The following is a 13164-nucleotide window of genomic DNA, read 5'->3' as shown; positions in this document are numbered from 1 at the left end:
CAGGCGAAACGGCACCGCGGCGGTCGATGAGTTGGTCCCGCGATGTCCCACAGGCAACGTAGCGCCCGTCTACCGGTACAGGCCATGCTTGCCGATGTACTGCACCACGCCGTCCGGCACCAGGTACCACACCGGCTCGTTGTGCTCGGCGCGGCGGCGCACATCGGTCGAGGAGATCGCCAGCGCGGGGATCTCCAGCGTGTCGACCTTGCCTTCGGGCAGACGCACGCCTTCCGGAGACGAGTAACCGGGACGGGTGACCGCGACGAAATGCGCGAGATCCCACATGTGCTCGGCGTCCTTCCACTGCATGATCTCGGCCACGGCGTCCGCGCCGGTGATGAAGAACAGCTCGGCGTCCGGATGCTGCGCGCGGATGTCGCGCAGCGTGTCGATCGTGTACGTGATGCCCGGCCGGTCGATGTCGACGCGCGAGACGGTGAACTTCGGGTTCGACGCGGTGGCGATCACGGTCATCAGATACCGATCCTCCGCGTTCGTGACCTTCTTGTCGAGCTTGAACACGGGCCGTCCGGTCGGCACGAAGATTACCTCGTCCAGGTCGTACACCCATGCGACCTCGGAGGCCGCGACCAGGTGCCCGTTGTGGATCGGGTCGAACGTGCCGCCCATGATGCCGATGCGCGGGCGCGCATGCCGGTTGCCGCGCGTGGACAGCCGCCACCGGGGCGTGCCGGTCACCGAACTGACGGCGTTGACGCTGTTCTCGACCGCGCTTTCCGGCGACAGGTCGGCCATGCGGCGTGTCGGCTCGCACGATGCGACGGCCGGCTCGACGACATTGTTCGCCGGTTCCGCTCCCCCGCTCATGCGCGCACCGCCCCACTGTCCTGCTCGCGGTCGGCGTCCTGCGACTCGCGGGCGATCTCGCCGGCGGTCGTGTCGGATTCCTGCGGGTCGATCTTGCCCATGTCCTCGTCCCATTCGTCCTGCACGACGCGACGGATCTCCGCGAACGTCGGCAACGCGAAGTCGGGTTGGTACAGCCGGCGTACTTCGGCGACGCGCTCGGTCACTCGGATCAGCGTGTCGGTCATGCCGTCCACGTCGCCGTCACGTTCCATCGCGGAGAACTTGCCGATGTACTGTTCCATGAGCTGCATCTGTTCTCGCACGATGCGCAGCTGGTCGGCGTTGAGGTCGACGACATCGTCGGAATGCTCGTCGGGCCAGCCGATCAGCACCGCGTCCGCGTATTCGAGCGACGCGCGCTGCGCGGCCGAGGCGATGCCGTCCTCGATCTGTACGAGGAACACGTAGCGCACGATGCTCAGTCGTTCGGCGGCGATCTTCATGCCGAGCCTCGGGTCGGTCAGGTCGATGTCGGGACGCAGCGGCTTGCTGACGAGCATGCCGTCCTCGGTGGTCGGCATGTCGGTACCGTTCGTCGTCACCTCGACGGTGTCCGCGTTCTCCTGTTCCTGCATGACGGTGATGCCCTCCTCGTTCATCGTCTCACCTGGCCGGTGCCGTAGCCGATCCATTTCGTCGTGGTCATCTCGCGCAGTCCCATCGGCCCGCGCGCATGCATCTTCTGCGTGGAGATGCCAAGTTCCGCGCCGAAGCCGAACACGCCGCCGTCGGTGAACCGCGTGGACGCGTTGACCATGACCACCGCCGAATCGATGCGGCCCGTGAACTCTTCGATCGCGGAGTAGTCCTCGGCGATGATCGATTCGGTGTGGCCGGTGGAGTGCGCGTTGATGTGGTCGATGGCCTCGTCCAGCGAGTCCACGACCTTGACGCCCATCGTCAGCGCGAGGTATTCGGTGTCCCAGTCCTTGTCGGTGGCGGCGAGCAGGTTCACGCCGTCGATGCCGGCCTCGTCGATGATGCCGTACGCCGTGTCGTCGGCGTGCAGTTCGACCTGTGCCTCGGCGAGCGCGCGGGCGATGGCTGGCAGGTATTGTGCGGCGACGTCGCGGTGGATGATGAGCTTTTCGGCGGCGTTGCATACGCCGACGCGTTGGGTTTTCGCGTTGATGATGATGGGAATGGCTTTGTCGAGGTCGCCGGATCGGTCGATGTAGATGTGGACGTTGCCGGCTCCGGTTTCGATGACGGGGACTTTGGAGTTGCGTACGACGGCTTGGATGAGGCCGGCGCCGCCGCGTGGCACGAGGACGTCGATGTGGCCGCGGGCCTCCATCATGGCGGTGGCGCCGTCACGGCCGTAGTCGTCGACGGTGTCGACGAGGGCGGGGTCGAGGCCGTGTTCCGTGATGACGTCGCGGATGATGGCGAGGGTGGCCCGGTTGGTGCGTTCGGCTGCGTGGCCGCCGCGCAGGATGGCGGCGTTGCCGGATTTGAGGCAGAGACTGGCGACGTCGACGGTGACGTTGGGCCGGGCTTCGTAGATCATGCCGATGACGCCGAGGGGGACGCGGGTCTGTTGCAGGCGCAGACCGTTGGGCAGGTTGTAGCCGCGGACGATTTCGCCGATGGGGTCGGGCAGGGTGGCGACGTGGCGCACGCCCTGTGCGGCGGCGGCGATGCGGGGCACGTCGAATTGGAGGCGGTCGAGTTTGCCGGCGTCCATGCCGGCTTCGCGCGAGGCGATCATGTCGAGTTCGTTGGCTCCGGCGATGTCGTCGGCGTGGTTCTCGAGCGCGTCGGCGATCGCGTTGAGCAGTTCGTTCTTGGCTTCGGTATCTGCCTGGGCGAGCGCACGTTGAGCGTGGGCCGCGGCGTCGGCCTTCGTGCATACCGCGTCGAACACGGTCTGCGGCACCTGAACCTCTTCGCTATTCGTCATACCCACACCTTAGCGCAAGTCGGCGTCAGTCACAGTCATTTACCAGCAGTACGGTTTACGCGCCGTCGAACATAAACCGTACGCGAACCATGCCGTTCGGGTACGGTTTACGACGGCGCAATCATAAACCGTACGCGAAAGGCACCGCTCGAGTACGATTCATGCGGATAAGCACATGAACCGTACCCGAAACGTTCGCTCGGGTACGGTCCATGTTCATGCCGGCATCGGCCGGATGCGGAATCCGTTGATCAGTGGACCTGATCGAGGCCCGGGTAGAGCGGGAAGTCCTCGACGAGCTTGTCGACGCGCTTCTTGAGCGCATCCACGTCGGCGGACGGGCCGGCGGCGAGCGCGGTGCCGATGATGTCGGCGACCTCCTCGTATTCCTTGGGTCCGAAGCCGCGGGTGGCGAGTGCGCTGGTGCCGATCCTGAGGCCGGAGGCGATGGAGGCGGGGCGCGGGTCGAACGGCACGGTGTTGCGGTTGATGGTGATGCCGCACTGGGCGAGAAGGTCCTCGCCCTGCTTGCCGTCCATTTCGCTGTTGCGCAGGTCGACCATGACGAGGTGGACGTCGGTGCCGCCGGTGAGTACGGAGATGCCGTTGGCCTTCACGTCGTCGGCGGTGAGGCGTTCGGCGAGGATCTTGGCGCCGTCGAGGGTGCGCTGCATGCGGTCCTTGAACTCCGGGGTGCCGGCGACCTTGAAGCTGACGGCCTTGCCGGCGATGACGTGCATGAGCGGGCCGCCCTGCTGGCCGGGGAAGACGGCGGAGTTGAGCTTCTTCGCGTATTCCTCCTTGGCGAGGATGAAGCCGGAGCGCGGGCCGCCGAGGGTCTTGTGCGCGGTGGAGGAGACGACGTCGGCGTACGGGACCGGGCTGGGGTGCAGGCCCGCGGCAACAAGGCCGGCGAAGTGCGCCATGTCGACCCAGAACTTGGCGCCGACCTCGTCGGCGATCTCCTTCATGGCCTTGAAGTCCTCGATGCGCGGGTACGCGGACCAGCCGCCGATGATCATGGCCGGGTGCACCTCGAGGGCGCGCTGGCGGATGATCTCGGGGTCGATGCGGAACGTTTCGGGGTTCACGCCGTAGGCTTCGGCGTGGTAGAAGCGGCCGGAGAAGTTGATCTTCATGCCGTGGGTGAGGTGGCCGCCGTGGTCGAGGGCGAGGCCGAGGACGGTGTCGCCGGGCTTGACGAGCGCTTGGTAGACGGCGGCGTTGGCCTGGGCGCCGGAGTGGGGCTGCACGTTCGCGTATTCGGCGCCGAAGAGTTCCTTGGCGCGGTTGCGGGCGATGGTTTCGAGCTTGTCGACCTGTTCGCAGCCGCCGTAGTAGCGGCGTCCCGGGTAGCCTTCGGCGTACTTGTTGGTCAGGACGGAGCCCTGCGCCTGCAGGACGGCGCGCGGCACGAAGTTCTCGGATGCGATCATCTCGAGGCCGTCCTGCTGGCGGTGCAGTTCGGCGGTGAGGATCTCGGCGATCTCCGGGTCGGTGTCGGCGATCGGCGCGTTGAACGCGTCGGTGGGGGTCTGGGCGAGCGGCGAAGCAGTCATGTGCGCTCCTTTAATCGGTGGTACTGCGATTTTCCGCGGTTGCGGTTGTGCATAGTGTAGGACCGTGTCGTGTTACGAATCGTTTGCGTCTCATATTCGCCGTGTTGCCCGCTCGACTGCCCACCGCTGACGGTAGACTTGCCCGTATTGTCGGTATCCGTCATCTTTCGCGAAGGGCATCATGACCACGTTCCATTCCACGCGTTCCACCACCGATTCACTGACCTCCAAGGAGGCCATCCGCAAAGGAATCGCCGATGACGGCGGCCTGTTCGTGACCGATTCGCTCGGCGAGACGACGGTCGACATCGCGAATCTCGCCGGCCGCAGGTATCAGGAGATCGCATACGATGTGCTGCACGCGCTGCTGCCGGACTTCGGGGAGGAGGAACTGAAGGACTGCATCGCCGCCGCGTACGGCGCGCAGTGGTCCGACGAGAGGATCACCCCGTTGAAGCCGGTCGGCGACGACTACATCCTCGAACTGTTCAACGGCCCGACCTCCGCGTTCAAGGACGTCGCCCTGCAGATCCTGCCGCGGTTCATGGCGCGCACCACGCCGGCCGACGGCGATGAGGACGAGAAGATCATGATCCTGACGGCCACGTCCGGCGACACGGGCAAGGCCGCGCTGGCCGGGTTCGCCGACGCGCCGGGCACCGCGATCACCGTGTTCTACCCGCAGGGCAAGGTGTCCCAAGTGCAGGAACTGCAGATGACCACGCAGACCGGCTCGAACGTGAACGTCGCCGCGGTCGAGGGCAACTTCGACGACGCGCAGTCCGCGGTCAAGCGCATCTTCGGCGACAAGGAACTGGCCGAGCGTCTCGCCGCCGACTCGCACGTCGTCCTGTCGTCCGCGAACTCGATCAACGTGGGCCGTCTCGTGCCGCAGGTCGTCTACTACTTCTCCGCGTACGCGCAGCTGCTCGAACAGCAGGTCATCAACGTGGGCGACGAGGTCGAGTTCGTCGTGCCGACCGGCAACTTCGGCGACATCCTCGCCGGCTACTACGCGAAGCGTCTCGGCCTGCCGGTTAAGCACCTGATCGTCGCAAGCGACAAAAACAACGTGCTGTTCGACTTCCTCACGTCCGGCACGTACAACCGCCAGCGCCCGTTCTACCAGACGATCTCGCCGTCGATGGACATCCTCATCTCCTCGAACCTCGAACGCATGCTGTACTACTTCGCCGAAGGCGACACGCGGCTGATCTCGATGCTGATGAACGATCTGAAGAACTGGGGCACGTACGAGGTCCCGGAACCGCTGCTGGCGAAGGTGCGCCAGCTGTTCGGCTGCGGCTGGGCGAACGAGGACCAGGTGCGCGAGATGATCGCCGACTGCTGGACGAAGAACCGGTACGTGATCGACCCGCATACCGCGTGCGCGTATTTCGTGGCGCAGCAGATGCCGCGCGACCCGCTGACCCCGCGCGTGATCCTCGCGACCGCCAGCCCGTACAAGTTCCCGCGCACGGTCAACGAGGCGCTCGGCTTCGACGCGACCGGCACCGATTTCGACTGCATGGACGTGCTCGCGCGCGAGACCGGCACCACGGCCCCGGCCGCATTGCGCGGCTTGGAGCATGCCGACGTGCGGTTCGACACGGTCGTGCCGATCGACGGCATGGAAGGCTTCGTGGAGACCGCCGCCAAGGCGCTGTGATCGCGATTCGTCCCGGCATGAGGAAGGCGTGCAAGGAACATCCTTGCACGCCTTCCTCATATAGCCTCATATCGAACAATCACCGATCGAAATGGACGTCATCTCCGAACAGCCGCTTCCACGCATCGACAACTTCGTCGAATCCGCGAACCAAAGCAACCTGTATCAGTCGAATATGTTTGGCGGGGATTCGACCATGATTATGTGAAAGCATAACTGTGCCATCCGCATGGAGCACGAATCTGGCCAGATCCCGACTGCCGCCTCGCGCCACATGCACATGAACGCCGTGTTCCCGGTCCAATGTGCTGAAGTAGATGCTGTATCCGGCAAGAAAAAACACCTCAGGCATGGGCATATTCCCGGTCGATGGCGCGGAAGTCATCGATCATCGGCTTCATTTTGCCATACCAGTGATGCAGGAACGACTCCCCTTCTTTGCCGAACGTGGACGACAGGATGTTGCCCTGGTCATCCAGCGTGGCGGTTCGGTCAAAGCCAAGCTCAGAGACAACCATCGTGGTGTCATCCCATTGGGTTTTGATCCCATCCATGATGAATACATTATCTTCAGGCATCACCGCCTCCTTTCATACGCCGTGTTTCCATGATACGCGCCGAACGTTATCATTCGTCCCATCGCGAACCGCATGCCCACAAGTGCGTCTCTTCCACGCCATCAATCATGAACGGCTATTGTACGAACGGCAATAGGATGAGCGCAACCGAGATGATGACGAGCGCGATGGCCGCGAGCCAGACGACGGGACGGGCGCAGTTGACCGTCCAGCCGACGCCGAACCGTTTGGGAACCCATATGGCCGGGTCGTCGCGGTTGGCATAGAACACGCCGCCGATCCAGTGACGGTCGTCGTCGAACGGCATCGTATCGTCACCGGATTTGCCGTCGCTGTCGTATGTGCCGGCATAGAAGCGCGACCCGTTCTGTCCGCAGTACACGCTGATCACCAGCACGCCGACCAACGCGACTACGGCGAGCAGCATCGCGACCGTGGCGAACAGGTCGATGCCGATCGCGCCGATGGTGGCGAGCTGCACGCCCAGGCCCATCCATCCGGCCACGAGCAGACCGATCACGAGCGTGTAGATGCTCCACACGCGGGCGAACGTGCCGTACGCGAATCCGGTGGCGGCGGGATGATCGGGATCGATCGGCTTCTTCGCGCCGATGATGGCAGCGTGGGCAGCGAGCATCACCGCGGCCACGATGGCCTGTCCGGGCACGGCCATGAGGATCAGCCACGGGCTTTTGCTGGCCCATCCGTCGATCTGTCCGGCCATGTTCTCGTGGATCGCGACCCGCTCGGGCATGCCTCCATATCCGAGCACGCCGATCAGGATGGTGACGGCGAGCGCCGCGACGTGCAGCCACTCCCATGTGAGGCTGATCGGTTCGGGGTTGTCGTGTTCGCCGATGATGGCGGCGCGCCGGTCGGTATCCGCGTGCCAGTTGCGGCATGCCGCGATGTCGCGTGCTGCGTGGCGGCAGATCTGTTGGGCTGTGAAGCCGATGAGCGTGAGCGCGACGGAGGCGGCTGAGATCGTCCAGAGCGCGGGTTCGATGCCGAATCGTTGCCGAACGGTCAGCGATATGGCTGTGGCGATGATGCCGAATGCAGCCATCGTCCATGAGAATCCGCGCTTGAGTCGGCGGATGGCCGGGTCGGTGTGGGCCGCGGGCGGTATAGTCACGCCGAATGCTTCGCGTCGGTCGGTGATCCACGGCACGGCCGCAAGGCTGATGGTCACCAGTATCGGCAACAGGAACGTGGTGCCGAGTATGACGTTCATGGTGGTGTTCGTGTCGTTCATGGCTACTCCCCTTGGCTGCTGTTGCGTTCGTCCGATGATGCGTAGACACGTTCGGCCTGTCGTCGTGCGGTGTCAAGGAATGAGGCGAGGCTGCCGCCGCGGGCTTTGTGGGCGAGCGCGAGCCGGTGCAGGTCATCGTTCATGCGTTTGCTTTGTTCGTCGATGGCACGGGTTGTCGCGGTGTCGGCATCGTCGGTGGTGCCGGTGACGTGTCGGTCGGCGACGGTCGCGCCGGAGCCGCGTCGCATGACGAGGTATCCTTCGTCTCGTAGCAGGGCGTATGCCTTGTTGACGGTGTGCAGGTTGATGCCGAGGTCGACGGCGAGCGCGCGGACGGACGGCAGTTGGTCGCCGGGGGCGAGCTCGTCGTTGGCGATGCCGGCGATGATCTGCCGGTGCAGTTGTTCGTAGATCGGCACGTCGCCGCGTTGGTCGATGTCGATGATCATCGGCGTCTCTCCCGTCTCACACCATGCGTTCTAGTTGTTCTATATCAACTATAACACTTGTATGGCGCGGCGGGCGCACCGCGGCGAAGACAGGCACCGGCGGCAATTCGCCCATTGGCGGCAGCGGGAGATCATCCACTACGGCCCATGTCGAGACGGCCGTCGGCGACGTCGCCGATCGGGAACGGGAGTGGGCGACACTCATTACCGCGCCCTGCGATGCGGAATTTTCCTTACTGCCGCCGATATGTCTCTTCGAGCATGCCCAGGAGGTCGATGAGCGGGATACCGGCGGCCTTGGCCGCGGCGCTGGCATCGACGAGCGCTGCGCGGGCGCGGGCTTCGAGCTGTCGTCTCATCGTCTCGTCGCCCTTGTCCATGACGAAGGTGCCCTTGCCTTGGATGTTGCGCACGATGCCCTCGTCGGCCAGTTCGCCGTACGCCCTGGTGACGGTGAGCACGGAGATGCGCAGTTCGCGGGCGAGTCTGCGCAGGGACGGAAGGGTCTCCCCCGGCTTGAGTTCTCCGGACAGCACCGCAGCCCGAATCTGCTGTTTGATCTGTTCGTAGATGGGTTCGCCGGACACGGAAGAGACGACCAGTCGCATACGCCCCCCTTGCTTGATTGCCTACACGGCCATCCGACGGCCGCGATCACAGCCGCCATGCTGTTATACAGCACTGTATAACAGCATGGATATACCGTCAAGACACGCCGACGACGATTGCGGCGGGATCATGCAGCAACATCGTCATCACGACACAGAGAAGCCACGAAGCGAGCCCGGCGGCGCCGACTATGCGTCGACCTCCTGCGTGCTTTCACGCACGATGAGCTTGGGCGTGAGGATCTTGCGGTTGCCGCTGACCTGTTCTCCGGACAAGAGTTTGAGCAGCAGTTTGGCCACCTTCGCCCCGTATTCGCCGGCGTCGCGGTGCACCGACGTGATCGACGGGTAGACGGCTTCGCAGATGAAGCTGTCCTCGAAGCTGACGATGGCCGGCAGGCCGGACGGATACTCCCCCGTTTCGATCAGCCGCTTGCTCACCGCACGCAGACTGGCGGCGGCCAGCATCTCGCTTTCGTAGATGAACGCGGTCGGCGGCACCGGCAGACGCAGCAGACGTAACGTGGTCTCGGCCGCCTTGGCCGTGTCGAATTCGGTGAATTCCACATGGATGGATTCGAGCCGGTTGCGCTTGGCGAACGCGCGGAACGCCGCCTCACGGTCCTTGCTGTAATCGAGGGCCGGATCGCCCGACAGGTATGCGATGCGGCGATGCCCGCGTTCGAGCAGGTGCCTGAGCACGCTTGTCATCGTGCCGGAGTCGTCGATCGACAATGAGGGCACTATCCCGGACGGATCGGGACCGCCGGCGAGCGCCGCGGTGACGCCGAGCCGGTTGAGTAGTTCGGGACGGGGGTCGTCGGAGCGCAGGTCGACCAGGATGACGCCGTCGACGCGTTTGCGGCGCGACCAGTCGCGATAGACGGACAGTTCCTCGTTCAGCGACGAGCAGGGGCGGTAGAGCAGGCCGTATCCCTTGGCGCTGAACGAGGCGTGCAGGCCGGTCATGAAGTGGAGCATGAAGCTTTCGTCCTGCAGTCCGTCGACGGAACGGGCAGGCGCGAAGCCCACGGTCATCGTCTTGGACGATCCGAGGGCCTGCGCGGCGTAGACGGGGCTCCAGCCGAGTTTGGCGGCGGCCTGTTTGACCTTGCGCTTGGTTTCCTCGGATACGCCGGGGCGATCGTTGATCGCGAACGATACGGCGGTCTGCGAGATGCCGAGTTCGTCGGCGATGTCCTTGAGCCCGATCCGCCGCTGCTTGCCGGAGGATCGCGCGGCACCCGCGCTCTTGTCTTCGTCGTTGCTCGTCATCGTTGATTCACTTTCATCCCCTGTCCGACCGCATATTGACAGGATTAACTAAACCGTTTTATCTATTATACGGCAAGGGTGGCCCCGTGCGGCGCACGAAAACCACCCTATGCCTGTCGGTTGCGCATGTTCGGGGGTGCGCGGGTCGTGCGTATCCGACATGCGCCCGGCATGCGATGTCAGAGCACCGAGCCGTCCGCGCCAAGCACCTGCATCTCGTAGATGCGGGCCGCGGTGTCGCTGCCCTGCGTCGGCTTGTCGACGACGAGCTTGATGTAGCGGGCGTCAACAGGAGCGAACGCGTCAGACGTGTTGCCGGCCGTGTTGCCCTTGACGGTAGCCACGGTGGTGAACTCCTTGCCATCCTGGCTGACGGCGATCGAGTACGCCTGCGTGTTCATGCTGGCGTCCTCGCCGCCGGCCTGCGCGTGGGCGATGTCGACCTGGCTGACGGTCTTGACGTCGCCGAGGTCTACCGTGATCTCGTGCGGGGCCGGTCCGGTGACGCACCACTTCTTGGACGTGTCGCCGTCGACCGCGAACGCGGGCTGCTCGTTGCCGTTGGTGAAGCCGTCGGCCTCGGTGGACTTGCCTTGGGAGAGCAGCGTCAAGGCGGCGCCGGATTTGATCTTCGAGGAGACGACGATCTCGCCGGCGAGCTTCGTGGTCGCCTTGCCGCTGTCGTTCTTCGCGGTGATCTCGACGTCGTACACGCCCTCCTTGTCGTAGGTGACGGTGACCTTGTCGCCATCGGCCTGCTCCTTGCTGGAGCCGGGCAGCGACCACGAGACGGACTTGGTGTTCTTGGAGCTGGCGGAGGTGAAGGTGACCTCGTCGCCCACGCCGATGAGCGTGCGCGAGGCGGTGGCGGCGGCCTTCGGCTTGCTGTTGTCGGGCCAGTCCATGTCGGCCGTGGCGGACGTGCCCTGGTTGCCGTAGCGGTCGACGGGCACGATCTCGAACGTGGTGTTGTTCGTCTCTCCGGTGCGGGTCAGGGACGCGGCGTAGAAGTTCTCGACGTTGGAGATGCCGAGGAACGAGCGGGACTTGTCTTCGTTGATCCGGTACACCTCGTACGCGGCCGCGTCGCCGTCGGCCTTCCAGGATAGGCGCACGCCGGCGTAGATCGCGTCGTCGTCGAACTGCTTGTCGTCGACGCTGACCGACGTGACCTTGCCCGCCGGGGTCTTCTCGGCGCCGTCCTTGAGCGTGATGTTGCCGAGCAGCAGCTGGTAGCCGGCCTTGTCCTCGTCGCTCTGGTACCGGATGTCGAATCCGGTCATCGACTTGCCGGCGTACTTGGACACGTCGTACGTGACGGTCGTCCAGTCCTCGCCGATCTTCTTGTTCGACTTCGGCGCGACGGTTGCGCTCGACCCGTCGGCGAACGTGAGCACGGCGTCGAGTTCGGTGGAGGCGTTCGCCTTGGCCGTCATCGACAGTTCGGTCTTGTCGGCGAGCTTGACGTCGGCCGAATACAGGCGCACGTCGGTGGAGCCGCCCTTCTTGGCCGTGCCGGAGAACTTGAGCGACGAGCCGCCGTACCACGCCTCGGCGTCGGAGTAGTCGGCCTTGGTCTTGTTGCCGCCCTTGTCGGAGACGATCCAGCGGTAGGTCGGCTGGATGTCGGAGACAGAGCGGTTGTTCCAGTCCATCTTGGAGATCTGCGCGCCGTCGCGGAAGAAGCTGTAGCCGGAGCCGTTGTTGAAGTTCGTGACGAACGGCAGCGACGTGATGGCCGACTGCTCGACCACGTAGTTGGACACGCCCTGCCATGCCTCGTCGCCGTCGTACGAGTCGTTCTGGCTCGGGTCGCCGGCCTTGTTGACCCACAGGCGGCTTTCGTTGGCGCGGAACGTGGTCGGGTTGCCGGCGGCCCAGTAGGCCCAGCTCGGGCAGTACAGGCCGAGCGACGTGTGCGTCTTGCCGTCGGAGCCGGCGAGCAGGTTCCACTTGACCGGCGTGTCGTAGCCGTTGGCCTGCACGTCGACGCCCGCGTACAGCGAGTACGGGTCGACGCCGATCTCGGCGGCCTTGTCGGCGGACTTCTTGAGCAGGTTCTGGTCAGCTAGTTCGTCTTCGGTCCACCAGAAGTTGAGGAACATGTCGTCGGCGACCTGGGTCTTGCCGTCGGTCATGAACATCTTGTTCTCGTCGGTGAGCGCGTTCTGCCAGTCGATCGCGCCGTCCTTGGTCATCGAGTCGTAGTAGACGACGCGCAGGTCGGGAGCCTTGTCCTTCAGGTACTTGATGAACGCCTGCATCTTCTCGGCGTACTTGGCGCCGAGCGAGGTCTCGTTGTCGCCTTCGGTTTCCTGGTTGATGAACCAGCCGTCGAAGCCGTAGGTCTGGGCGACCTCGATGAGCTTGTCGGCCACCGGGAAGGAGCCGTCCGCGTCCTGGGCGAGCGTCTGGTCGAGCCATTCGACCTTGCCGCCGGACACGTTCTGCGGGAAGAACACGGTGCCGAGCACGGGCACGCCGTTGGTGTGTGCCATGTCGGTGATGTCCGGGCTGGGCGGCACGATGATGCCTTCGCCGGACGAGCCGCCCCAGTAGACGAGCTGGTCGACGTACTGCCAGTAGGAGAACGTGTTGGCGTTCGCGTTGTTCAGGCCGTGGGGGGCGTTGCCCGACGTGGACGAGTTCATGATGGAGATGGCCATCACCTTGGTGTCCGTGTTCTGTGTCTTGTTGACGGTCTTGAGGTCCTTCTTGTCGACGCGCTTGGCAAGCGGCACAGTGCTCACGTTGTAGGCGAGATCCGGGTCGTCCTTGGCGTTCCATTCGAGTAGGGTGTCGGGGAACCAGTAGGAGGATTCTGGCTGGTTCTTGAGGATGAGTTCCTCGTTCTCGTTTTCGGGCGTGACCGTGTACTTCACGCCGGACGCGCCCGTGGCCGAGCACGCCGTAAGCGAGGCGAGCATCGCGCCTGCGATGGCCGCCGCCATGAATCGGCGCGACACGGACATGAGTGTCTTCTTGTTCATCGGTT

12 protein-coding genes are annotated in these 13164 nt (G+C 64.4%); 1 reads left to right on the top strand and 11 read right to left on the bottom strand.

The window, feature by feature from the left end; all coding sequences use genetic code 11:
* Positions 1 to 69: 69 nt before the first annotated feature.
* From nadD to glyA, 4 genes are all read right to left on the bottom strand, one after another.
* Positions 70 to 831, bottom strand: a complete 762-nt coding sequence (nadD, locus tag AC1A0G_RS03205; protein ID WP_476527437.1) for a nicotinate-nucleotide adenylyltransferase — start codon at positions 829 to 831, stop codon at positions 70 to 72.
* Positions 828 to 1394, bottom strand: a complete 567-nt coding sequence (locus tag AC1A0G_RS03200) for a phosphoribosylglycinamide synthetase (RefSeq protein WP_476527515.1) — start codon at positions 1392 to 1394, stop codon at positions 828 to 830. Before AC1A0G_RS03200 ends, nadD begins: the two co-directional genes overlap by 4 nt.
* A gap of 74 nt (positions 1395 to 1468) precedes the next feature.
* Positions 1469 to 2776, bottom strand: a complete 1308-nt coding sequence (locus AC1A0G_RS03195; protein WP_476527435.1) for a glutamate-5-semialdehyde dehydrogenase — start codon at positions 2774 to 2776, stop codon at positions 1469 to 1471.
* Between the two features lie 251 nt (positions 2777 to 3027).
* On the bottom strand, positions 3028 to 4335 hold the full coding sequence (gene glyA, locus AC1A0G_RS03190; RefSeq protein ID WP_476527434.1) for a serine hydroxymethyltransferase: 1308 nt from the start codon (positions 4333 to 4335) through the stop codon (positions 3028 to 3030).
* Positions 4336 to 4516: 181 nt separating this feature from the next.
* Between glyA and thrC the strand changes: the two genes are divergently transcribed.
* On the top strand, positions 4517 to 6004 hold the full coding sequence (thrC, locus tag AC1A0G_RS03185) for a threonine synthase (RefSeq protein WP_476527433.1): 1488 nt from the start codon (positions 4517 to 4519) through the stop codon (positions 6002 to 6004).
* A gap of 79 nt (positions 6005 to 6083) precedes the next feature.
* Here the strand turns inward: thrC and AC1A0G_RS03180 are convergent, their stop codons facing one another.
* From AC1A0G_RS03180 to AC1A0G_RS03150, 7 genes are all read right to left on the bottom strand, one after another.
* Positions 6084 to 6356 (bottom strand): DUF4160 domain-containing protein, encoded by a 273-nt coding sequence (locus AC1A0G_RS03180; RefSeq protein WP_476527431.1) that lies wholly within the window; start codon positions 6354 to 6356, stop codon positions 6084 to 6086.
* Complete coding sequence (locus AC1A0G_RS03175) at positions 6349 to 6582, bottom strand: hypothetical protein (protein ID WP_476527429.1); 234 nt, start codon at positions 6580 to 6582, stop codon at positions 6349 to 6351. The genes AC1A0G_RS03180 and AC1A0G_RS03175 overlap by 8 nt, the downstream gene beginning before the upstream one ends.
* Before the next feature lie 115 nt (positions 6583 to 6697).
* Positions 6698 to 7837 carry a DUF1648 domain-containing protein gene (locus tag AC1A0G_RS03170; protein WP_476527427.1) on the bottom strand — a complete coding sequence of 380 codons (1140 nt, stop codon included), beginning with the start codon at positions 7835 to 7837 and terminating at the stop codon, positions 6698 to 6700.
* 2 nt (positions 7838 to 7839) lie between these two features.
* Positions 7840 to 8286 (bottom strand): GntR family transcriptional regulator, encoded by a 447-nt coding sequence (locus AC1A0G_RS03165; protein ID WP_476527426.1) that lies wholly within the window; start codon positions 8284 to 8286, stop codon positions 7840 to 7842.
* Between the two features lie 233 nt (positions 8287 to 8519).
* Positions 8520 to 8894: a GntR family transcriptional regulator gene (locus tag AC1A0G_RS03160; RefSeq protein ID WP_476527424.1), complete on the bottom strand. Its 375-nt coding sequence runs from the start codon at positions 8892 to 8894 to the stop codon at positions 8520 to 8522.
* A 189-nt stretch (positions 8895 to 9083) separates the two neighbouring features.
* On the bottom strand, positions 9084 to 10169 hold the full coding sequence (locus AC1A0G_RS03155; RefSeq protein ID WP_476527422.1) for a LacI family DNA-binding transcriptional regulator: 1086 nt from the start codon (positions 10167 to 10169) through the stop codon (positions 9084 to 9086).
* Positions 10170 to 10348: 179 nt separating this feature from the next.
* The gene (locus AC1A0G_RS03150) at positions 10349 to 13159 is read right to left on the bottom strand and encodes an endo-beta-N-acetylglucosaminidase (protein ID WP_476527421.1); all 2811 of its coding nucleotides are present in this window, start codon (positions 13157 to 13159) and stop codon (positions 10349 to 10351) included.
* Between the last annotated feature and the right edge of the window lie 5 nt (positions 13160 to 13164).

Source organism: Bifidobacterium sp. LH_230, from assembly GCF_056357555.1.
This window is presented reverse-complemented; position numbering and strand designations above follow the sequence as displayed.

What these genes read in the sequence shown, in the direction of transcription:
- AC1A0G_RS03155 (WP_476527422.1), bottom strand. Translation starts at nt 10,169, where the DNA reads ATGACGAGCAACGACGAAGACAAGAGCGCGGGTGCCGCGCGATCCTCC.
- thrC (WP_476527433.1), top strand. Translation starts at nt 4,517, where the DNA reads ATGACCACGTTCCATTCCACGCGTTCCACCACCGATTCACTGACCTCC.
- AC1A0G_RS03150 (WP_476527421.1), bottom strand. Translation starts at nt 13,159, where the DNA reads ATGAACAAGAAGACACTCATGTCCGTGTCGCGCCGATTCATGGCGGCG.
- AC1A0G_RS03170 (WP_476527427.1), bottom strand. Translation starts at nt 7,837, where the DNA reads ATGAACGACACGAACACCACCATGAACGTCATACTCGGCACCACGTTC.
- AC1A0G_RS03160 (WP_476527424.1), bottom strand. Translation starts at nt 8,894, where the DNA reads ATGCGACTGGTCGTCTCTTCCGTGTCCGGCGAACCCATCTACGAACAG.
- AC1A0G_RS03180 (WP_476527431.1), bottom strand. Translation starts at nt 6,356, where the DNA reads ATGCCTGAGGTGTTTTTTCTTGCCGGATACAGCATCTACTTCAGCACA.
- AC1A0G_RS03175 (WP_476527429.1), bottom strand. Translation starts at nt 6,582, where the DNA reads ATGCCTGAAGATAATGTATTCATCATGGATGGGATCAAAACCCAATGG.
- AC1A0G_RS03195 (WP_476527435.1), bottom strand. Translation starts at nt 2,776, where the DNA reads ATGACGAATAGCGAAGAGGTTCAGGTGCCGCAGACCGTGTTCGACGCG.
- nadD (WP_476527437.1), bottom strand. Translation starts at nt 831, where the DNA reads ATGAGCGGGGGAGCGGAACCGGCGAACAATGTCGTCGAGCCGGCCGTC.
- AC1A0G_RS03165 (WP_476527426.1), bottom strand. Translation starts at nt 8,286, where the DNA reads ATGATCATCGACATCGACCAACGCGGCGACGTGCCGATCTACGAACAA.
- glyA (WP_476527434.1), bottom strand. Translation starts at nt 4,335, where the DNA reads ATGACTGCTTCGCCGCTCGCCCAGACCCCCACCGACGCGTTCAACGCG.
- AC1A0G_RS03200 (WP_476527515.1), bottom strand. Translation starts at nt 1,394, where the DNA reads ATGCCGACCACCGAGGACGGCATGCTCGTCAGCAAGCCGCTGCGTCCC.